General features: G+C 61.4%; 20 protein-coding genes. 9 read left to right on the forward strand and 11 right to left on the reverse strand.

The features are described 5' to 3' along the window. Window positions 1-119: 119 nt before the first annotated feature. The 6 genes from AC1MDC_RS03085 to AC1MDC_RS03110 form a co-directional block, all read right to left on the reverse strand. On the reverse strand, window positions 120-458 hold the full coding sequence (locus AC1MDC_RS03085) for a hypothetical protein (protein WP_227233387.1): 339 nt from the start codon (window positions 456-458) through the stop codon (window positions 120-122). 234 nt (window positions 459-692) lie between these two features. Next, window positions 693-2,039 (reverse strand): imelysin family protein, encoded by a 1,347-nt coding sequence (locus AC1MDC_RS03090; protein WP_480392489.1) that lies wholly within the window; start codon window positions 2,037-2,039, stop codon window positions 693-695. A gap of 197 nt (window positions 2,040-2,236) precedes the next feature. Then, entirely contained in the window at window positions 2,237-4,288 is a 2,052-nt protein-coding gene (locus AC1MDC_RS03095) for a putative bifunctional diguanylate cyclase/phosphodiesterase (protein ID WP_085699625.1), read from the reverse strand. A 353-nt stretch (window positions 4,289-4,641) separates the two neighbouring features. Next, entirely contained in the window at window positions 4,642-5,238 is a 597-nt protein-coding gene (locus tag AC1MDC_RS03100) for a superoxide dismutase (protein ID WP_003227660.1), read from the reverse strand. A gap of 176 nt (window positions 5,239-5,414) precedes the next feature. Beyond that, the gene (locus AC1MDC_RS03105; protein WP_011335710.1) at window positions 5,415-6,017 is read right to left on the reverse strand and encodes a LysE/ArgO family amino acid transporter; all 603 of its coding nucleotides are present in this window, start codon (window positions 6,015-6,017) and stop codon (window positions 5,415-5,417) included. A gap of 5 nt (window positions 6,018-6,022) precedes the next feature. Continuing rightward, complete coding sequence (locus AC1MDC_RS03110) at window positions 6,023-6,424, reverse strand: ACT domain-containing protein (protein ID WP_480392490.1); 402 nt, start codon at window positions 6,422-6,424, stop codon at window positions 6,023-6,025. A 96-nt stretch (window positions 6,425-6,520) separates the two neighbouring features. On the opposite strand from AC1MDC_RS03110, the gene AC1MDC_RS03115 reads away from it, so the two are divergent. The 4 genes from AC1MDC_RS03115 to AC1MDC_RS03130 all read left to right on the forward strand — a co-directional run bounded on the left by AC1MDC_RS03115 (window position 6,521) and on the right by AC1MDC_RS03130 (window position 10,425). Next, window positions 6,521-7,414 (forward strand): LysR family transcriptional regulator ArgP, encoded by an 894-nt coding sequence (locus tag AC1MDC_RS03115; RefSeq protein WP_085606712.1) that lies wholly within the window; start codon window positions 6,521-6,523, stop codon window positions 7,412-7,414. A gap of 53 nt (window positions 7,415-7,467) precedes the next feature. Continuing rightward, window positions 7,468-8,460, forward strand: a complete 993-nt coding sequence (locus tag AC1MDC_RS03120) for an NAD-dependent epimerase/dehydratase family protein (RefSeq protein ID WP_480392491.1) — start codon at window positions 7,468-7,470, stop codon at window positions 8,458-8,460. 116 nt (window positions 8,461-8,576) lie between these two features. Next, window positions 8,577-9,452, forward strand: a complete 876-nt coding sequence (locus AC1MDC_RS03125; RefSeq protein WP_480392492.1) for an ATPase — start codon at window positions 8,577-8,579, stop codon at window positions 9,450-9,452. Window positions 9,453-9,576: 124 nt separating this feature from the next. Continuing rightward, on the forward strand, window positions 9,577-10,425 hold the full coding sequence (locus AC1MDC_RS03130) for a cache domain-containing protein (protein ID WP_480392493.1): 849 nt from the start codon (window positions 9,577-9,579) through the stop codon (window positions 10,423-10,425). Between the two features lie 35 nt (window positions 10,426-10,460). Here the strand turns inward: AC1MDC_RS03130 and AC1MDC_RS03135 are convergent, their stop codons facing one another. Then, complete coding sequence (locus AC1MDC_RS03135; protein WP_480392494.1) at window positions 10,461-11,978, reverse strand: MDR family MFS transporter; 1,518 nt, start codon at window positions 11,976-11,978, stop codon at window positions 10,461-10,463. Window positions 11,979-12,053: 75 nt separating this feature from the next. Continuing rightward, the gene (gene pobA, locus AC1MDC_RS03140; RefSeq protein ID WP_371918952.1) at window positions 12,054-13,238 is read right to left on the reverse strand and encodes a 4-hydroxybenzoate 3-monooxygenase; all 1,185 of its coding nucleotides are present in this window, start codon (window positions 13,236-13,238) and stop codon (window positions 12,054-12,056) included. 187 nt (window positions 13,239-13,425) lie between these two features. On the opposite strand from pobA, the gene AC1MDC_RS03145 reads away from it, so the two are divergent. Beyond that, on the forward strand, window positions 13,426-14,322 hold the full coding sequence (locus tag AC1MDC_RS03145) for a helix-turn-helix domain-containing protein (RefSeq protein ID WP_480392495.1): 897 nt from the start codon (window positions 13,426-13,428) through the stop codon (window positions 14,320-14,322). Between the two features lie 100 nt (window positions 14,323-14,422). Here the strand turns inward: AC1MDC_RS03145 and AC1MDC_RS03150 are convergent, their stop codons facing one another. Then, a complete protein-coding gene (locus AC1MDC_RS03150; protein WP_166225760.1) occupies window positions 14,423-14,599 on the reverse strand; it encodes a hypothetical protein in 177 nt (58 codons plus the stop codon). Between the two features lie 84 nt (window positions 14,600-14,683). Next, the gene (locus AC1MDC_RS03155) at window positions 14,684-15,589 is read right to left on the reverse strand and encodes a LysR family transcriptional regulator (protein ID WP_218191818.1); all 906 of its coding nucleotides are present in this window, start codon (window positions 15,587-15,589) and stop codon (window positions 14,684-14,686) included. Window positions 15,590-15,704: 115 nt separating this feature from the next. On the opposite strand from AC1MDC_RS03155, the gene AC1MDC_RS03160 reads away from it, so the two are divergent. After that, a complete protein-coding gene (locus AC1MDC_RS03160) occupies window positions 15,705-16,583 on the forward strand; it encodes an MBL fold metallo-hydrolase (RefSeq protein WP_480392496.1) in 879 nt (292 codons plus the stop codon). Window positions 16,584-16,629: 46 nt separating this feature from the next. Then, complete coding sequence (locus AC1MDC_RS03165; protein ID WP_085701688.1) at window positions 16,630-17,244, forward strand: NAD(P)-dependent oxidoreductase; 615 nt, start codon at window positions 16,630-16,632, stop codon at window positions 17,242-17,244. Between the two features lie 122 nt (window positions 17,245-17,366). Here the strand turns inward: AC1MDC_RS03165 and AC1MDC_RS03170 are convergent, their stop codons facing one another. Continuing rightward, on the reverse strand, window positions 17,367-18,245 hold the full coding sequence (locus AC1MDC_RS03170) for a LysR substrate-binding domain-containing protein (RefSeq protein WP_480392497.1): 879 nt from the start codon (window positions 18,243-18,245) through the stop codon (window positions 17,367-17,369). Between the two features lie 139 nt (window positions 18,246-18,384). Here AC1MDC_RS03170 and AC1MDC_RS03175 point away from each other — a divergent pair, with 139 nt between their 5' ends. After that, window positions 18,385-20,022, forward strand: a complete 1,638-nt coding sequence (locus tag AC1MDC_RS03175; protein ID WP_480392498.1) for a 5-guanidino-2-oxopentanoate decarboxylase — start codon at window positions 18,385-18,387, stop codon at window positions 20,020-20,022. After that, window positions 20,022-21,470: an aldehyde dehydrogenase family protein gene (locus AC1MDC_RS03180; protein WP_480392625.1), complete on the forward strand. Its 1,449-nt coding sequence runs from the start codon at window positions 20,022-20,024 to the stop codon at window positions 21,468-21,470. The genes AC1MDC_RS03175 and AC1MDC_RS03180 overlap by 1 nt, the downstream gene beginning before the upstream one ends. The last annotated feature ends 7 nt before the right edge of the window (window positions 21,471-21,477 follow it).

Here is a 21,477-nt window from a genome sequence, read left to right on the forward strand (position 1 = left end):
CAGATCAGGCTGACTGGCGGGACACGGATGCACCGTGCTGTTGATATCCACATGCGGCTGGGCTTTGGCGGCCCGTTCGGCCTGCGCGGCCTGGTCGACCATGGCCAATTTTTCGGCGCTCATAGGGTGAGGTCCTTGTCAGTCAGCGACTGCCGGTAGGCGCCGTGCGTCGGGCAATCGGGAAAGTTCACAGCCTGGACGACCCGCGTGCCGCTCGTCGTGGTGCTGTTGCCGCTGATGCTGACCAAGTCGTCGGTGGTGTGCGGCGAACTGTGGCTGTGCGGCACGGTTTTGGTCTTGTGCTCAGGCAGGGGGCAGGGCACTGAGGTGACCAGCTCAATGTGAATGCTGTAGAGGGGGCTGATCGTTTCGGTGCCGCTGAAAGCCACTACCTTGAAGTCGTGGCGGATCGCTGGAATCCGAAACGCGAAATGTGCCGCATTGGCCGACCGGAACATACGCTTATCCTTAAGCAAAGAGGAAAAGTGCGCGATGTCCAAACCGTCCGTGGTTCGTGCTCGCGAAAATTGGCGGGCACGCTATCAAGAGCGCTTTGTGGGATATGTAGGCAGCTTCTTCAAACGAAGTAGGAAGGGTCGCTTATGCGCGATGGCCTGCTCAACAATGCTCCTTGAACACAGCAAACAAAAAAGGCGACCCGAAGGTCGCCTTGTTCAGTCAGACAGTGTCAATCAGAACTCGTGATCGGCGTTGTCCGGGTTCAGGTCGCTGATGCCCAGCTTGCCGGCTGCGGCCTCGATTGAACCGGTCTGCTTGACCAGCGAAGCGATGGCGTCGCGGACGATCTGGTTGCCGGCGGTGTTGCTGGCCGCGATCAACTGGTCGTAGTGCTCACCCTTGTTGGCGTGATCGACCATGACCTGGATCTTGGCTTCGGTAGCGGCCAGATCGTTTTTCAGGGCGGTGTCGGCAGCCGGGTCAACCTTGGCCACCAGCGACGACAGGCTGGCGCCGGTCATTTTGGTGCCGTCGACGCGGGTGTACTCGCCCAGGTAAACGTTACGAATGCCCTTGGCATCGTAGAAGTGCGAGTTGTGGGTGTTGTCGCTGAAGCAATCCTGTTCGTCTTCCGGGGAGTTCGCTTCCAGGGACACCTTCATGCGCTCGCCGGCCAGCTCGCCCAGGGACAGGCTGCCCATGCCGAACAGCATTTTGCGCAGACCGCTTTCAGCCGGTTCGGCTTCCAGGGTGGCGCGGTAGTTGTCGGCCACGTTCGGTTTCCAGTTGCCGACCATTTCTTCCAGGTCGCTGACCAGCAGCTGGGTAACGGCTTTCAGGTAGGCACGACGACGGTCGTTATGGCCGCCGGTAGCGCCGGCGCCTTCCAGGTAGTCCGACGCAGGACGGTTGCCGGCGCCAGGGCCGGTGCCGTTCAGGTCCTGGCCCCAGAGCAGGAATTCGATGGCGTGGTAGCCGGTGGCGACGTTGGCTTCGGAACCGCCCAGCTCGTTCAGGCTGGCGAGTTTTTCCGGGGTGATGTCCTTGACGTCGACCTTGTCTTCGCCAACCTGAACTTCGGTGTTGGCGATGATGTTGGCAGTGGCACCCGGGTTGCCCAGTGCGTGCTCATAGGATTTGTCGACGTAGTCGATCAGGCCTTCGTCCAGCGGCCAGGCATTCACCTGACCTTCCCAGTCGTCGATTATGGTATTGCCGAAGCGGAACACTTCGCTCTGCAGATAAGGAACGCGGGCGGCTACCCAGGCAGCCTTGGCGGCTTTCAGGGTGTCGGCGTTCGGCTTGGCAAGGAACGCGTCGATGGCGGTTTGCAGGGTTTTCGCGGTGGATTCGGCATCGCTGTAAACGGCGAAGACCATGTCGGCATAGTGCGAGACAACGGCTTTGCCGGCGGCCTCGTCGACTTTGCCGGCAGCAGCAGGCGCAGCCGGTGCGGCAGTGCTCGCAGCTGGAGTCGGCGCAGGAGCGGCGGCCTTTTCTTTGTCTTTACCTTCGCCGCAACCGGCGAGGGAAATAGCGATGGCCAGCAGACTGGCGGTAGCCAGAGGCATACGAATCATGGCGAACATCCTGCTTCGGTAATTGAGTGGACAGGCGCGGGGCTGCGCAAAAAGCTGCGACATAATGCAAATCTTTCGCATTATGTGTAAAGGGTTGTAGCTGGAAATATTTCCTATTTGCGCGAGGCTTGCGCTGGATCAACAGCGGAGACGACGCCCGGCGGATCGAGGGTTTTGCCGGGCTTTGCAGGAAGATTTCAGAGGATGGCCGCGTTGCTGCGCTGGGCCTGCTTGAGATAAACGCTCAGCTCGCGCGCCGGCAGCGGCTTGCTGTAGTGGTAGCCCTGACCTTCGTGGCAGCCTTCGGAGATGATGTAGGTTTCCTGTTCGGCGGTTTCCACGCCCTCGGCGATCACCTGCATGCCCAGGCTCTTGCCCAGTTGAATGATGGCGCGAACGATGGTCGCGTCATCGTCGTCATCCAGCAGATCCTGGACGAAGCTCTTGTCGATCTTGATCTTGTCCAGCGGCAGACTCTTGAGATAACTCAGCGACGAATAGCCGGTGCCGAAGTCGTCGATGGCAATCAGGGCGCCGGAGCGGCGCAGGCTCAGCAGGTGCTGGGCGGCGGTACTGATGTCTTCCATCAGGCCGGTTTCGGTGACTTCCAGCTCCAGGCTGCGCGGTGGCAGGCGGTACATCTGCAACAGGTTGTTGACCACCCGTGGCAGCTCGGCGTGGTGCAACTGCACGGTGGACAGGTTGACCGCCATGCGCAGGTCGACGAAGCCCTGATCGTGCCAGTCGCGCAGTTGCTTGCAGGCCTGATCCAGCACCCATTCGCCGATGGCGATGATGGTGCCGTTCTGTTCCGCCAGCGGGATGAACAGGTCCGGCGGCACCAGACCATGTTCCGGATGCTGCCAGCGGATCAGGGCTTCGACGCCGACCACACGATGATCGCGGTAGCTGATCTGTGGCTGGTAGACGAGGTAGAACTGGTCGCGCAACAGCGCATCACGCAGGTCTTTTTCCAGCTCGCGACGTCGGCGCATTTCGCTGTCGACGCTGGCGATATAGAACTGATAGCGGTTGCGCGAGCGGGTCTTGGCCAGGGTCATGGTCTGCTCGGCTTTCTGCAACAGCTTTTCGGTGCTGTCGCCATCCTCCGGGAACAGGGTGATGCCGATGGTCGCGCGCAGGCGAATTTCTTGATGATCGAGGGCGAACGGTGCTTCCAGGTCATCAAGAATGCTTTGCGCCAGTTCCGCCGCTTCGTAAGGCTGTTCGATATCGGCCTGCACCAGAGCGAACTGATCGCCGCCGAGACGGGCGAGGGCGCCGAGGCGACCGCTGTGGGCGCGCAGGCGGTCGGCGAGTGCCAGCAGCAACTGGTCGCCGGTCTGATAGCTGAATTGTTCGTTGATGCTTTTGAAATCGTCCAGACCTACGCAAAGGACGGCGACCCGCCGTTGCAGCTTGCCGGCGTCCACCAGAATCTTGTCCAGTTGCTGCTGCAATTGCTGGCGGTTCGGCAGACCGGTGAGAAAGTCGTACTGGGCCATGCGCAGCAGGCTGTTTTCCGCCTCGTGGCGCAGGTGGGTATTGCGTTCGATGGATTCGAGCAACTGGTTGGCGGTATTGATCCAGATCCCCAGTTCGTTTTTTTCGTGGCCCTTGAGCTGCGGAATCTTGTGTTCGCTGGGGCGGTCGGGGTTGATCTCGGTGAGGTGTTCGATGATCCGCGACAGCGGTTTGGTCAGCAGCCAGTGATAGACCAGATACAGCACCAGCCCCATGGCCAAAGCGCGCAACACGCCGGATATGAAGATGATCACCGAGCTGACGATGAAACCCTGACCGTAGGTGGCCGTGTCGAGGGTGATGCTCAGGTCGCCGTAATATTCGCTGTAGGGGCCGCGTCCCACCAGTTGGGTGGTGAACGTGCGTTCCTGACCAAGGATCAGGTCGGTCAGCCAGCGACTGTTGGAATGCTGCAGTTCGCGGGATTTCTGCGCGAGCATCGCTTCGTTGGGATGGCCGATGGAGGCCTGGCGCACGGCGTCGTCCTGGAACAGGCCTTCGATCACCTGCATGCCCATCTCCCGGTCCAGGCTGTAGACCGCCTGGGTGGAGGGATCGCGGAACATGTCGAGGATGCGTTCGGCATCATTGGCGACAGCCTGGCGTGTTTTATACGCATCGAAAACGATCTGCGCGCAGCTCAAGACCACGCCGACGATCAATGCCGACAGGAGCACGACCCGGAGCAACTTCACCGACAAGCTGTTCTTGAGTTCCAGCTTCAAAGGGTTATTCCTTGTTCCGTGCGGGTAGCGTCAAGTTGCCATGAGTATTGGCAATCCCGTGTTGGCAGTCAAAGGGACAATCGAGCCGCGGAAAATTTGTCCGTGGCCTTGGCCGAAATGCTGCTGTCTGGAGTATTTGCCCTATTTGTACTGTGTCGGTAGTTCTGGCCTCCAACTTGAGGGGCGTCGGACAATTTTTCCTCTTTGATGTTAGTTCGCGGTGGCTTGTGAGCAAGGCGAGAAGGGCTGCTTTGCGTGTGGGAAAAGGCTCTGTTTGTTATGCGGCGCACCCACGAGGATTTCTGCGGGCAGAAAAAACCCGGCAATGGCCGGGTTTTTGTCTGGCGTGCAGCTTAAGCGGTGAAGGTCTTGCCTTCGAACTGCTCGGCCACGAACTTCCAGTTGACCAGGTTCCAGAACGCCTCGACGTATTTTGGACGCAGGTTACGGTAGTCGATGTAGTAAGCGTGTTCCCACACGTCGCAGGTCAGCAGCGGGGTGTCGCCGCTGGTCAGCGGGTTGCCGGCGCCGATGGTGCTGGCCAGGGCCAGGGAACCGTCAGCCTTTTTCACCAGCCAGCCCCAGCCGGAACCGAAGGTGCCGATCGAGGTTTTGCTGAACTCTTCCTTGAACTTGTCGAACGAACCGAAAGCCGCGTTGATGGCTTCAGCCAGTGCGCCGGTTGGTTGACCGCCGGCGTTTGGCGCCAGGCAGTTCCAGTAGAAGGTGTGGTTCCAGACCTGAGCGGCGTTGTTGAAGATGCCGCCCGAGGAAGTCTTGACGATTTCTTCCAGGGTCTTGCCTTCGAACTCGGTGCCTGGCACCAGGTTGTTCAGGTTCACGACGTAGGTGTTGTGGTGCTTGTCGTGGTGGAATTCCAGGGTTTCCTTGGAAATGTGCGGCTGCAGGGCATCGTGTGCGTAAGGCAGCGGCGGCAATTCGAAAGCCATGATGATTCTCCTAATCAGGTCTGTTGCGGTGAGCGCAAGGCCGATCACGGGCGGCCAGAAATGCACCGGCGAGTTTTTACTCTTTGCGGCGCAGGGTTCGGATCATAGCACCGGGGGTGCGGCTTAACCACGCAACAACTGTGTGGGATAGAGGTTCCAGAGCTGTTTGGAATAAATCATGAAGCCAATATCAATTGCCCTGCCACCGTGAACATCATTACCGCGACCAACAGATCGAGAATCCGCCACGTACTCGGCCGTGCCAGCCACGGTGCAAGCCATGCCGCGCCGAACGCCAGGGTGAAGAACCACAACAGCGAAGCACTCGCCGCACCGACGACATAAGCGCCAGGCACCGACTGTTGTGCGCCGAGAGAACCGATCAGCAGAACGGTGTCCAGATAGACGTGCGGGTTGAGCAGCGTCACTGCCAGTGCGCTGAGCATCACCGCGCGCAGCGAACGAACGGTCTGGTTTTCTCCCTGTTGCAGACTTTGCTTCGAGCAAGCCCGGCGCAACGCCTGGCTGCCGTACCAGATCAGAAACACCGCGCCGCCCCAGCGGGCGACCGCCAATAGGGTCGGATTCTGCGCCAGCACGGTGGCCAGACCGAAAACACCTGCCGCCACCAGCAACGCATCACAGGCGACGCACAGCGCGGCGACCGGCAGGTGATGCTCACGCCGCAGGCTCTGCGCCAAGACAAAGGCATTCTGCGTGCCGATCGCCATGATCAGCCCGAACGCCACCAGCAAACCGTTGGTATAGCTTTGCCACATGATCGTTACTCCGCGTTGGCTGCGAGATCGCGCAGCACTTGCATGGCGCGTTCGGCGTCGGCTTGACCGACGAACAAATGATCGTGGTAGTAGCCGGCAATCACGTTGCAACTGATGCCGGCCCTGCCCAGTGCGGTGGCGAACGCGGCGGTCAGGCCGACGGCTTCCAGCGCCGAATGCACGTTCAACGTGATCCACGCCGCGACATAGTCAAAGCTGAATCCGGCGCGCTCGGCGTGGGAGCGTTCGAGAATCACCGTCAGGCCTTCCTGTTCACGGAAACTGCCGACGATTTCCAGGCCGCTCGGCAAATGCCCGTCGCGCAAGGTACAGAACACGTAATCGCCAGCATTGAGCTGCGGGCTCATGCTGCGCAGCAGGGTGGTCAACGAGGTTTCGCCAGCCATGGAGGTGGTCCTTGATAAAGAGTGCTTGCTGGCTATTCTCCCGGTTGACGCTGTATAAGAAAAACCAATAGTGCTGATCGCTCATTAGGAAAACTGATGTTCGACTACAAATTGCTTTCCGCTCTGGCCGCCGTGGTCGAGCAGGCCGGATTCGAACGGGCGGCGCAGGTGCTGGGCCTTTCGCAATCGGCGATTTCCCAGCGGATCAAACTGCTGGAGGCGCGGGTCGGCCAGCCGGTTTTGGTGCGCGGCACGCCGCCTTCGCCGACCGAAATTGGCCGGCGCCTGCTCAACCATGTGCAGCAGGTGCGCCTGCTCGAACGGGATTTGCAGACGCTGGTGCCGGCGCTGGACGAAGAAGGCCTGCCGGAGCGCCTGCGCATCGCCCTGAATGCCGACAGCCTCGCCACCTGGTGGGCCGAGGCGGTGGGCGATTTCTGCGCCGAACAACATCTATTGCTGGACCTGATCGTCGAAGACCAGACTGTCGGCCTCAAACGCATGCGCGCCGGTGAAGTGGCCGGTTGCCTGTGCGCCAGCGAGCGGCCGGTTGCAGGCGCGCGTAGCGTGTTACTTGGCGCGATGCGTTATCGGGCACTGGCCAGTCCGGCGTTCATTGAACGGCACTTTCCCGACGGCGTGCGGGCCGAGCAATTGCCGCGCACCCCGGCGCTGGTGTTCGGCCCGGACGATTTTCTGCAGCATCGTTATCTGGCTTCCCTCGGCGTCGATGGCGGTTTCGAACATCACCTGTGTCCGTCGTCCGAAGGCTTCATTCGCCTGACCGAAGCCGGACTCGGCTGGGGACTGGTGCCGGAATTACAGGTGCGCGAACAACTGGAGCGCGGCGTGCTGCGCGAACTGTTGCCAGATAAACCGATCGACGTGCCCTTGTACTGGCATCATTGGCGCAATGGCGGTCAGTTGCTCGGCCTGTTGACCGAGCAATTGGTGCGCTCGTCGGCGCAATGGCTGGTGCCGTTGGACTGACGGCCAGCGTCAAGACTCACGAATCAGGCAAACGAAAGACAGCGGAGCTTTACATGAAAATTCTGGTCACCGGCGCAAGCGGCTTCATTGGCGGACGCTTTGCGCGTTTCGCCCTGGAGCAGGGCCTGGACGTGCGGGTCAACGGTCGCCGGGCCGAGGGTGTCGAGCATCTGGTGCGTCGCGGTGCCGAGTTCGTTCAAGGCGATTTGAGCGACCCGGATCTGGTGCGTGCGCTATGCAGTGATGTCGAAGCCGTGGTGCATTGCGCCGGCGCGGTCGGCTTGTGGGGCCGGTATCAGGACTTCCATCAGGGCAACGTGCAGGTCACCGAAAACGTGGTCGAGGCCTGCCTGAAACAACGGGTTCGGCGGCTGGTGCATCTGTCGTCGCCATCAATCTACTTTGACGGTCGCGACCATCTCGGCCTGACCGAAGAGCAAGTGCCCAAGCGCTTCAAGCATCACTACGCAGCGACCAAATTCCTGGCCGAGCAAAGGGTCTTCGGCGCCCAGGAATTCGGCCTCGAAACCCTCGCCTTGCGCCCGCGTTTCGTCACCGGCGCCGGCGACATGAGCATCTTCCCGCGCTTGCTGAACATGCAGCGCAAGGGCCGTCTGGCGATCATCGGCAACGGTCTGAACAAGGTCGATTTCACCAGCGTGCACAACCTCAACGAAGCGTTGCTCAGCAGCCTGCTGGCCGACGCCTCAGCGCTGGGCAAGGCCTACAACATCAGCAACGGCGCTCCGGTGCCGCTGTGGGATGTGGTCAATTACGTGATGCGCAAGATGGAAGTCCCACAGGTCACCAAATACCGTTCCTACGGCCTGGCCTACAGCGTGGCGGCGCTCAACGAAGGTGTGTGCAAGCTCTGGCCGGGGCGTCCCGAGCCGACCCTGTCGCGCCTGGGCATGCAGGTGATGAACAAAAATTTCACCCTCGACATCAGTCGCGCCCGGCATTATCTGGACTACGATCCGAAAGTCAGTCTGTGGACGGCCCTCGATGAGTTCTGTGGCTGGTGGAAGGCCCAGGACATTCGTTGACACGAATCTGCCGGCCGGCACTGAACCGCGCCACGGCTTGAGGGTCAACCCCAGCGGCCGCGGGGTTTATACTTCGCCCCAATCTGCCATCACCGCGTTTCACAAAGGTTGCCTCAATGTCCATGCGTAACGATGCCCACGACGATTTCGACGATGTACCGAGCCTGCGCGCCGATACCCTCGATGACGACGATTTTCCGGCCACCGCCCGCACCTCCGTGCATTCGCGCACGCCGCCGGTGGTCAAGGTCAAGGCTGCCAGCACCGGGCCGTTGTGGGCACTGGTCGGCGCATTGTTCTTCGCGTTCATTGGTCTGGCCTGGTGGAGCTTCCAGCAGATTTCGCTGATGGAGCAGCAACTGGTGGCGACCCAGGAAAGTTTTGCGCGCATCAGTGAGGAAGCGGCGGGGCGCTTGCAGGACATTTCCGGCAAGGTCGTAGCCAGCCAGACCAACGTCACCACCGACAGCGAAGCCCTGAAGCTGCAGATCAAGCAGCTGCAAAGTGCGCTTCAGGATCAAAGCAAACAGCAGCAGGGCGTGGCCGGGCAGGCGACGGATCTGGACAAGCGCCTGGCGCAGATGACCGCCCAGACCACCGAACAACAGAACGCCAACACCCAGTTGCAGGCCCAGGTCAAAGCCCTGAGCGCCGAGCTGGCGACGCTGAAAAGCACGCCGGCCGACACCAGCAAGGTCGATGCCCAGCTCAAGAGCTTCGATGCACAGGTGAAAGGCTTCGACGCGCAGTTCAAGAGCCTCGGTGCCGACATCACGGCCCTGAAAAAACAGGGCGGTTCTAACGCCGCCATCGAGCGTCTGGAGCAGGAAATCGTCATTCTCAAGAGCGAGCAGGACAATCGTCCGGCCGCTGCGCAGGGCGGCACCAACACCGCCGAGTTCGACGCATTCCGTGGGCAGATGACCCGCAACATCAACACCCTGCAAGCGCAGATCCAGAATCTGCAACAGCAAATCAACGCCCGTCCGTAAGCTTGTCGCATGGCGAGGGCGCGAACACCCTCGCCGCAGCAACATTCAGAAGCTTTCTGAATATCCATACATGCCTTCAGGCCGTCTACGCTCTTGAAACACCAACAAGAACGAGGGATGCGTCATGGGGTTTGTGCACAAGCTGGCCTGGCTCGGCGCGGTGCTGCTGTTGAGTTTCGGTCAGGCCAACGCGGCCACCACGGAAAAAGACGACAGCAAGGCCGCCATCGCCTTGCTGGAAAAGGCTCTGGCCTATTACCACGACAACGGCGACAAGGCGTTCGCGGCGTTCAGCCGTCAGGGCGAATTCGTCGACAAGGACCGTTACGTGTTCGTGGTCGACACCAAGGGCGTGATGCTCGCCAGCGGCGGGCCGTCGTCGGCATTGATCGGCCGTGACGTCAGCGAAGTCCTCGGGCCGGACTTGCAAAAGTCCTTCAGGGACGCCCTGAAAGTGCCGGAGGGCAGCGGCATCCAGCAGGCCGAGTACCGCTGGCAGAACTGGTCCGACGGCAAGGTCGAGCGCAAGCACGTTTACTATCAACGCATCGGTCAGCGGATTCTGGCAGTGGGTTATTACTTGCCGCGCGCGTCGGCTGAACAGGCGAAAGCATTGCTCGACAAAGCGGCCACCGACCTGACCAAAGACGAGAAGGGCACGTTGTCCGCGATCAACTCGCTCAAGGGCGGTTACTTGCAGGACGACCTGTATGTGTTCGTCGTCAATCTCGACACCCACCGCTACGTCGCCCACGGCACCAACCTGCGCCTGATCAACACCGATTTCGCCAAGGTCGATGACCCGGAAGGCAAACCGGTGGGCGAACCGATTCTGGCACTGATTGGCAAACAGGATGAGGGTGAGTACGAGTACCGCTGGAAAAACCCGGTAACCGGCAAGGTCGAGAACAAACATGCCTACCTGAAGAAGGTCGGGAACATGCTGGTGGCGGTCGGTTATTACAGCGCTTGAGTGCACATCCCTGTGGGAGCGGCGGTGTTCGTTAGTCAGCGGACGCCGTGTTCACGCCCGCGCAACAACCGGTTCGGCATCGCGATCGCCGCCGCCAGCCCGAGCAGCGACACCGCCGCGCTGACCATCAGCAGATGCCGGAATGTCACCAGCAGCTCGGCGCGCAAGGCGTTCTGCGCATCGCCGGGCGCCGCGTTCAGGCCATCGAGCAGCACGTTGCCGGAATGCCCTTCGCTCATCAACGAACTGCCGGCCAGATGGGCGAAACTGGAGTCCTGCAACAACGCCAGCAACAGCGCCGACATCAACGCCACACCCACCGCGCCGCCCAGGGAGCGGAACAGGTTGGTGGTGCTGGTGGCGACGCCGATGTCCTTTTGCTCGACCGAGTTCTGCGTGCCGACCAGCGAGGTCGGGAACTGCATGCCACCGGCGATACCGCTGAGCAGCATGAACAGGCTGCTGATCAGTGTCGCATCAGGCGGGCTGAAGGCCATGCCAAGGATCGAGATCGGCATCAGCAGCGCGCCGGTGAGAATCTGCGGTTTGTAGCGCCCGGTGATCGAGGTACGACGGCCGGCGAAATACGCGCCGATCGGCAAACCCATCGCCAGCGGCAGCAAGTGCAACGCAGCGCTGTCAGCTCCCGCGCCCGTCACGCTCTGGAAGCGCAGCGGCATCAGCACAATCAGCGAAATCGCCTGGAAGCTGCAAAAGAAAATCGTGCACCAGCACAGCAGCGCGCTGCGGTTGGTGAACAGATGCATCGGCAACAACGGCTCCCGGGCGCGCCGCTCATGCCAGACGAACACCGCCAGCACTGCCACCGCGCACGCGAACAGACCGAGCACTTCACTGCTGCGCCACGCGTGGCCCTGGCCGACCTCAGTGATCGCCAGTAACAGCGCGGTCAGGCCGATGATCATCAGCAGTGTGCCGAGGTAATCGATGATGGGCTTGCGCTGCGGAATCGGCAGGCCGATCAGATTGCGTCGCGCCACCCAATACGCGCCAAGGCCCAGCGGCAGGTTGATCAGGAACACCCAGCGCCAGGACAGGTACTCGGTCATGTAGCCGCCGAGCACCGGGCCGGCGACGCTGGCCACCGCGTACATGCTGCTGAAATAACCCTGATAACGGCCGCGCTCCCGTGGCGGCACGATGTCGCCGATGATCGCCTGGCTCACCGAAATCATCCCGCCGGCGCCGATGCCCTGGAAAATCCGCGCCAGTACCAGTTGCTCCATGCTCTGGGCCATGCCGCAAAACAGCGAGGCGAGGGTGAACAGGCCCATGCCGAACAGCATCAGTTTGCGCCGCCCGTACAAATCGCCGAGCTTGCCGTAAATCGGCACCGCTACGGTCATTGCCACCATGTACCCGGAAATCACCCAGGCCAGCAGGCTGACATCCTTGAACTGTGCGGAGATGGCCGGCATGGAAACGGCGACGATGGTCTGGTCCAGCGCGCCGAGAAAGATCGCCAGCATCAGCGCGACCAGCACGCTGCGAATGGCCGTTTTGGGCGTTTCGGGGTGGTTGAGAGTGGTCACGGGCAAACCTGTGGGCAGAGATGATATCCGCCGTGGCGAGCGGATCAGTGCTCGCCAGTGTAAGTCGATAGCAGGCTATTCGATAGCCTCATACGGAAGCCCGACGTAATTTTCTGCAATGGTTTTTTGCCCCGCTTCCGAGCTGACAAAGTAATCCAGTTCAGACGCGCTGATGCGCTGACTGAAATCGTCGTGCTCGTCGAAACGGTGCAGCATGGAGGTCATCCACCAGGAAAATCGCTCGGCCTTCCACACCCGGCGCAGGCAGATCTCTGAATACTTCTCCAAAAGTCCGGTGCGACCTTCGCGATAGACCTTCAGCAAAATCCTGAACAGCGTGCTGACATCGCTGGCCGCCAGATTCAGACCCTTGGCGCCGGTCGGCGGAACGATGTGCGCCGCGTCCCCTACCAGAAACATCCGCCCGTATTGCATCGGCTCGACCACAAAACTGCGCAGCGGCGCGATGCTTTTTTCAATCGACGGACCGGTCACCAGTTGTTGCGCCAGGTCCTCCGGCAGACGCTTGCGCAGTTCATCCCAGAAGCGTTGATCCGACCAGTCGTCGACCTTTTCCTCGGCCGGCACTTGCAGGTAATAGCGGGTGCGGGTCGCCGAACGCATGCTGCACAGGGCGAAGCCGCGCTCGTGGCGGGCGTAGACCAGTTCGTCGTGAATCGGTGGCGTATCGGCGAGAATGCCCAGCCAGCCGAACGGATAAACCCGCTCGAAGACTTTCAGGCAGTCCTCGGGAATCGACTGCCGGGCCACACCGTGGAACCCGTCGCAACCGGCGATGTAGTCGCAATCGACGCGCCAGGTTTCGCCGTCCTTTTCGAAGGTGACGTAGGCCTCGTCGCTTTTCATGTCACAGGGAACGACATGGCTGGCTTCGTAGATGGTTTGTCCGCCGGTCTCCCGACGAGCGGCCATCAGGTCACGGGTGACCTCGGTCTGGCCGTAGACCATCACGGTTTTTCCACCGGTCAACGCCTGCAGATCGATGTGTACCCGACGCCCGTCCAGGGCCAGTTCGAACCCGCCATGCACCAGCCCTTCGGCGTCCATCCGCTGACCCACGCCAGCCTCGCGCAATAGCTCTACCATGCCTTGTTCAAGCACACCGGCGCGGATTCGGCCGAGTACATAGTCAGGTGTCTGACGCTCCAGAATCAGGGTGTCGATGCCGGCGTTGTGCAGCAGTTGGCCGAGCAATAATCCGGACGGACCGGCGCCGATGATGGCGACTTGGGTTTTCAGCGTTTTCATTGTTTTTATGACTCGCAAGCTTCACGCGACAACGGCCGGTGAATGATTTTCAGGATTCGAGTGCTTGCATTTTTCCCTTGCGGGTCTGTCAATTGAAGGTGAAAACTGAGCCGATACCTGTACATTCTGCCAATCGGTGCGATTATCGCCCGCAAACCTCGAGGCCTGGATTGAAGTGATGAACAAGCCTGACCTGCCTTCGATTCCGGTGTTCAAGCTCTACGGTGAAAGCCTGGACTGGCCGACCCCTGACTTGCTGCACTGTGAAACCATTTCCAAACGCAGCCGCGAACACCAATGGGAAATCAAACCCCACCGTCATGCCGATTTGTGCCAGTTGCTCTTCGTATTCAAAGGTCAGGCAGAGCTTGAAATCGAAGGCCAACGCACGCAACTGAAGGAAGCCGCGATCCAGATCCTGCCGCCGTTATCGGTGCATGGATTTCGTTTTTCCGAGGACGTCGAAGGATTTGTCGTCACCCTCGCCACACCGTTGATCAACCATTTGCAGGCACAACTGGGCAGCGCGGTGCAGGCCCTGGCCCAGGCCGAAAGCTATCCGTCGGGCAAGGACGCGGAGTACCTCAACAGTCTGTTTGCCGCATTGCAGGCCGAGTACAACGGCCATCAACCGGCGCGGGAAATGCTCATGCATTCGCTGGTCAGCGTGATCATGGTCTGGGTCAGCCGTCAGGCGATCCGCCGTCACAACGCCACGCAACGCCCGCAGCGCCAGCGTGAATATCTCAATGGCTTTATTCAATTGGTGGAGGAGACGTACAGGCAGCACGTCAAGGTCGAGGACCTGGCCCACCGTCTGGGGATTTCCGTCTCGCATCTCAACGGCACCTGCCGCGAACTGGCGGGGCAGCCGGCGTTGCAGATCATGCACGAGCGTCAGTTACTGGAAGCCAAGCGCCTGCTGACTTACACCAGCATGACCATTTACGAGATGTCCGAGGTGTTGGGGTTTTCCGATCCGACCAACTTCACGCGCCTGTTCCGGCGCCGGGTGGGGATCTCGCCAAAGGCGTTCCGCGACCGACTCAAATCCGAACAACAAGAGAGTGAATAGGTGGGAGCGAGCTTGCTCGCGAAGAGGGTGGATCAGCCGGCAGTTTTGCCACCTGACACGCCGCCTTCGTGAGCAAGCTCACTCCCACAGACGTCCAGTATCAGCGCAGGGCGTTGAGGGTGGCGTTGTGAGGAATGCAGCGCTCGAAGTTGCAGCTCGCGTATTCACGGGGCAGTTGCCGCAACTGCTCCACGCGCCATGCTGCGGTGCCGTACAGCGCCAGCGTGGCCGCGCAGGTGATGAAAATCGCGAAGTATCTTCTTGTTCTGGTGTTCATGGCGGTGACCTCTGAACGAATACCCTTGGGTACTGCTTTCAGCATAGGTCAGCGCCGTGGAGTTGCCAGCGGCTGCGAACGTCTTTACAGCCCTTCATCCCATTGCGGGTTTTCGGGAAAACGCTGCACCAGAAAATCCAGCATGCAACGCAGCGCTGCCGGCATGTGCTTGCGCGAGGCATACACGGCATAGATGTTCATCTGTCGCGGCTCGGCGTGGGGCAGCAGGCGAACCAGTTCGCCGCTGTGTACATGCACCCCGGCCTGATAGGTCGGCAGCATCGCCACCCCGGCGCCGGCCAGGGTCGCGCGCAGCAGGGTGCTGGCCTCGTTGGCGCTGATGTTGCCCTGCACCGGTACCGAAACCGGTTCGCCATCCTCCTCGAAATGCCACAGGCTCTTGCCGAAATAGGAATGGGTCAGGCAGTTGTGGCGGCTCAGATCTTCTACGCGTTGTGGCTGCGGATGTTCTTGCAGATAGGCGGGCGCGGCGCAGACCACCGAGCGGCACACCGTCAGGCGCCGGGCGATCAGATTCGGATCGAGGTCATTGCTGGTGCGAATTGCCAGGTCGATGCGTTCGTCCACCAGGTTTACCGTGCGATCGAGCATCTGCAGATCGATGTTCACCCCCGGATACGCTTTGACGAACGCCGCCATGGCATCGGCCAGCTGCGCCTGGCCGAACGAGGTGCTGACGCTGATCCGCAACATACCCCGTGGCGCATCGGCAGGTTCGCTGACCGCGGCCTGCATGTCACCGGACAGCTCCAGCATCTGCCGGCAGCGCGGCAGGATTTCGTTGCCGGCGGCGGTCAGGCTCAACTTGCGGGTGGTGCGGTGCATCAGGCGCGCGCCGACCCAGTCTTCCAGTTCCGCCAGATACCGCGACACCACCGGCCTCGACAGGTCCAGGTGATCGGCCGCCGCCGACTGGCTGCCCAGATCCACCACCGTGACAAACACCCGCATTGCTTGGAGACGATCCATGATTTGCCCGCTTTCAGAAACAAACTATGTTCAAGCATCGCATTTTTTGTAACGAGTCTGGCAACTAAGCTCTGCCCCCATCGCCAAGCACGGCATTCGAACAGCGGAGCAACTCATGATCGGCTTCACCACTCTCAAGCGCGTTTTACTGGCCACCGCCACCCTCGGTTTTGCTGCCCACGCAGCGGCCGCGAACCTGACCCTCGACGTCTATAACCCGGGCACCAAGGCGATCTTCCCGATGACTTCGGTGCTGGTCAGCGGCGAGAAAGACGCGATTCTGGTGGACGCCCAGTTCGGCAAATCCCAGGCCGAGCAAGTGGTGGAAAAGATCCGCGCCAGCGGCAAGCAATTGACCACCATCTACATCAGCCACGGTGACCCGGATTACTACTTCGGTCTCGACACCCTGACCAAAGCCTTCCCGCAGGCAAAGGTCTTGGCCTCGCAACCGACCGTTGATCACATCAAGCAAACCGTCGACGGCAAACTCGCCTTCTGGGGCCCGAAAATGGGCGCCGACGTGCCGGCCAAAACCATCGTGCCGGGCGTGCTCAAGGGCGACAGCCTGATGCTTGAAGGGCAAAAGCTGCAGGTGGTTGGCCTGGAAGGCAAGCAGCCGGATCGCAGCTTCGTGTGGATTCCTTCACTGAAAGCCGTGGTCGGTGGTGTGGTTGTCGCCGAGAACATCCACGTGTGGATGGCCGACACCCAGACCGCGCAATCCCACGCCGACTGGCTGGAAACCCTACACTCGATCGAAACCCTGAAACCGAAAACCGTGGTGCCGGGTCATTACCTGGGTGACAGCGCCCGTTCACTGGCGGCCGTGAAATTCACTGCCGACTACATCAAGGCGTTCGACGAAGAAACTGCCAAGGCCAAGGACTCTGCCGCACTGATCGCCGCGATGAAAAAACGCTACCCGAAACTGGGCGAAGAAAGCTCACTGGAGCTGAGCGCCAAAGTCGCCAAGGGCGAAATGAAGTGGTAACCCGATTCTGAAAAACGCAGCACTCTCAAGCCAACTGGAGAATGTCATGAGCAAGATCGCAATCATTGGTGCCACCGGCCGTGCCGGCAGCCAACTGCTGGAAGAAGCCCTGCGTCGCGGCCACAGCGTCACCGCCATCGCTCGGGATACCTCGAAAATCGGCGCCCGTGCCGGTGTGGTCAGCAAGAATGTCGACGTGCTGGACTCCGCCGCGCTGCAGGACGCCGTCGTCGGTCACGATGTGGTGATCAGCGCCGCACATTTCGCCACGGTGCCGGCCAGTGCGCTGATCGGTCCGGTGAAACAGGCGGGGGTGAAACGTCTGCTGGTGGTCGGCGGTGCCGGTTCGCTGTTGCTGCCGGACGGTACTCGTGTGATCGACAGCGCCGGTTTCCCCGCCGAGTACAAGGCCGAGGCCAGCGCCGGTGCAGCGTTTCTCGATGCGCTGCGTCAGGAGCAGGAGCTGGACTGGACGTTCCTGTCGCCGTCGGCGCTGTTTGTCGAAGGCGAGCGCACCGGCAAGTTCCGTGTCGGCAAGGATGACTTGCTGGTGAGTGCTGAAGGCCAGAGCTCGATCACCTTTGCCGACTACGCGATTGCGCTGCTCGACGAAGTGGAAACGCCGAAGCATTCGCGTCAGCGGTTTACGGTCGGTTACTGAATCTCGACACCGATCCAATGTGGGAGCGAGCTTGCTCGCGAAGAGGGCGTGTCAGTCGACATCAACGTTGAATGACGCACCGTATTCGCGAGCAAGCTCGCTCCCACAGGATATTGGGGTGTTCACCGCGTATGAGCCTGCTCCACCAGCCACCCCATCAATTCCTGCAATTTCGCCGACGGCTCCGACGCCGGCGCGACGATGTAATAGCCCAGTCCCGTCTTCACCTTCAGATCGAACGGCATCACCAGTCGCCCGGCGTTCAAGTCATCGCCGATCAACGACCAGTCGCCGATCGCCACCCCTGTCCCGTGGGACGCCATCGACATCGCCTGATCCAGCGTTTCGAAATGCTGACCGCTGGCGATGTTGCTCAATTGCAGTTCGGCGGCTTCGAGCCAGAGTGTCCAGTCGTCATCGGTGTGGGTCGGGTGCAGCAGCAGATGTTGTTGCAGGTCTGCCGGTGTGTGCAGGACCGGACCGCCGTTGAGCAGCGTCGGCGAGCAGACCGGCGTCAGTTGCTCATCGAACAGATGCAGGGTCGCGGGTGAGTCGTGGGGCGCGGTGCCGTAGATCACCGCCGCGTCGAACTGCTCGCGATGAAAGTCCACCCCGTGTTGCAACGACGCCGTGAGTTTCACCGGCACGTCCGGGCGTTCGCGCTGCCATTGCAACAGCCGTGGCAACAACCAGCGCATCACGCAGCTCGGGGCCTTGAGTTGCAGGGTCTCGCGCTTGGCGCCGATCTGCTCCACCGAGTCGCCGATCAGGCTGAAGATCTGCTGCACCCGTGGCAGCCATTCGCGACCTTCGGCCGTCAGCTCCAGGCCCCGGGCCAGGCGAATGAACAGCTCATAACCCAGATGTTCCTCCAGCCCGGCGATCTGCCGGCTCACCGCACCCTGGGTGATGTGCAACTGTTCGGCGGCCCGGGTGAAGTTGCAGCACTGCGCGGTGATCAGAAACGTGTGCAGGGCGGGCAGGGGAGGCAGTCGTTTCATGTGGATCCAAGGTATGACGTGAGGACATGGCTAGTATGAGCTTTTATCGATTGTTGCGGCTACACGCCGCCCGTTTCAATGAGGCCAATCACCGGTTCCTTTAAAGCCCGGTGCCTCAACGAACAAGAAGGGCAAAGACATGGCGACGTGTGGCGAAGTACTGGTCAAGTTACTCGAAGGTTATGGGGTCGAGCAGGTGTTCGGCATTCCCGGTGTACATACCGTGGAGCTGTATCGCGGGCTGGCCCGTTCGAGCATCAACCACGTCACCCCCCGGCATGAACAAGGCGCCGGCTTCATGGCCGACGGCTACGCCCGCACCAGCGGCAAACCGGGTGTGTGCTTCATCATCACCGGCCCGGGCATGACCAACATCACCACCGCCATGGGCCAGGCGTACGCCGATTCGATTCCGATGCTGGTGATCTCCAGCGTGCAGTCGCGCAGTCAACTGGGTGGCGGTCGCGGCAAGTTGCATGAACTGCCGAACCAGAGCGCACTGGTCGGCGGCGTGGCGGCGTTCTCCCACACCCTGATGTCGGCGTCGGAATTGCCGGGAGTGCTGGCCCGTGCGTTTGCGCTGTTCCAGGCCGGGCGTCCGCGTCCGGTACACATCGAAATTCCGCTGGACGTGCTGGTCGAAGAGGCCGACGAACTGCTGGCCAGTGTGCCGGTCAACATCGACCGCGCCGGAGCTGCGCCGGCCGCCGTGAGCCGCATGACCGAACTGCTGGCCGGCGCCCAGCGTCCGCTGATCCTCGCCGGTGGCGGTGCCATCGACGCGGCTGCCGAACTCACTGAGCTGGCCGAACTGCTCGGCGCACCCGTGGCGCTGACCATCAACGCCAAAGGCATGTTGCCGTCCAGTCATCCGCTGCTGATCGGTTCGACCCAGAGCCTGGTAGCGACCCGCGCCCTGGTGGCCGATGCCGACGTGGTGCTGGCAATCGGCACCGAGCTGGCGGAAACCGACTATGACGTGACCTTCGCCGGCGGCTTCGAAATTCCCGGCAAGTTGCTGCGCGTCGATATCGATCCCGACCAGACCGTGCGCAACTACCCGCCCCACGTGGCGCTGGTCGCCGACTCGCGCAATGCCGCACAAGCGCTGCTCAGTGCGCTGTCGCACAAACCGCTGGCCGAGCGCCGCAACGACTGGGGCCAGGTGCGAGCCGCCCGTCTGCGTGAAGACCTGGCAGCGACCTGGGACGCGCCGACCCTGGCCCAGACCCGTTTCCTGGAAACCGTGCTGCACGAACTGCCGAATGCAGTTTTCGTCGGCGACTCCACGCAACCGGTGTACACCGGCAATCTCACCTTCAACCCGGAGCGTCCGCGCCGCTGGTTCAACTCGTCCACCGGCTACGGCACCCTTGGTTACGCCTTGCCGGCAGCGATTGGCGCGTGGCTCGGCGGCAACCTCGAACACGGCGCACGTCCACCGGTGGTGTGTCTGATCGGCGACGGCGGTCTGCAATTCACCCTGCCGGAACTGGCGAGTGCCGTGGAAGCGCGCACGCCGGTGATCATCCTGCTGTGGAATAACCAGGGTTACGAAGAGATCAAGAAATACATGGTCAACCGCGCCATCGAGCCGGTGGGCGTGGACATCTACACCCCGGATTTCATCGGCGTGGCCAAGGCCCTGGGTTGCGCGGCAGAAGCGATCAGCTCGGCCGAACAACTGCGCGGTGCACTGCGCGCCGCCAGCGATCGTCAGGGCCCGACCCTGATCGAAATCGACCAGACCCAATGGATGAAGGCGGTGACCCAATGATGAACTTCCCGACCACACTCGACGGCCTGTACATCAACGGCCAATGGTCCGCCGGCCGCGAACACCTGCGCGTCATCAATCCGGCCACCGAAGCGTTGCTGACCACGGTCAATGGCGGTGACGAAAGCGCCGTCAATCAAGCGGTGACAGCGGCGACTGAAGCCTTCAAGGACTGGTCGAAAACCTCGGGCGCCGAGCGCGGCGCGATACTGCGCAACATCGCCGATGGCGTGCGCAACGGTCGCGAACATCTGATGACGTTGCAGTCGAGCAACAATGGCAAACCGCAGTTCGAAGCGGGAATCGATGTCGACGACGTGATCGCCACTTTCGAGTATTACGCCGAACTCGCCGAAGGCCTCGACGCCAGACTCGACAGTGACGTACCGCTGCCGAGCGACGATTTCAGCGCACGTCTGCGCCGCGAACCGTGCGGTGTGGTCGGGCTGATCGTGCCGTGGAATTTCCCGATGGTCACCACCGCGTGGAAACTCGCCCCGGCCCTGGCCGCCGGTTGCTGCGTGGTGCTCAAGCCGTCGGAAGTCACGCCGCTGCCGGAGCTGGAACTGGCGACCATCATCGCCGAATCCGGCCTGCCCAAAGGCGTGTTCAACCTGGTGTGCGGCACCGGTCCGGCAGTCGGCGCGCCGCTGTCGGCGGATCCGCGCATCGCCAAGGTTTCCTTCACCGGCAGCAACGCCGTCGGTGTGCAAGTGATGCAGCGCGCCGCTGAATCCGTGAAGGGTGTGAGCCTGGAACTGGGCGGCAAATCCTCGCTGCTGATTCTGGAAGATGCCGACCTTGACCTGGCGGTGGAGCTGGCCTGTGGCGGCGGTTTCTTCAACGCCGGGCAGATGTGCTCGGCCACCAGCCGGGTGCTGGTGGCCGATGAGCTGGCCGACGAATTCCTGATTCGTCTGAAGGCCCGCGCGGAAAAAATCCGTGTCGCCGATCCGTTCGATCCGGAGGTCGAGATGGGTGCGCTGGTCAATCAGGCGCAGTACCAGCGGGTGCTCGGTCATATCGACCGTGGGCTGAGTGCCGGGGCCAGGCTGATTTGTGGCGGCAATCGTCCCGCCGATCTGCCGCGCGGCTATTTCTTGCAGCCGACGATCTTCACCGAAGTGCCCCTCGACAGTGCGCTGTGGTGTGAAGAGATCTTCGGCCCGGTGATCTGCGTGCGCAGTTTCGCTTCGGAAGCCGAGGCGATTGCCCTGGCCAACGACAGCCAGTTCGGTCTGGTCGCCAGTGTCGTCACGCGCAATCCCGAGACGGCGGATCGGGTCGCCAACGCCTTGCAGGCGGGGCTGGTATGGCTCAACGCGCCGCAGGTGATCTTCCCGCAGACCGCGTGGGGCGGCTACAAGCAGAGCAGCATCGGTCGCGAGTTGGGGCCGTGGGGTCTGGCGGCATTTCAGGAAATCAAGCACGTGATTCGCGCGCTCTGAATGCCCG

The organism is Pseudomonas sp. 1 (assembly GCF_056626735.1).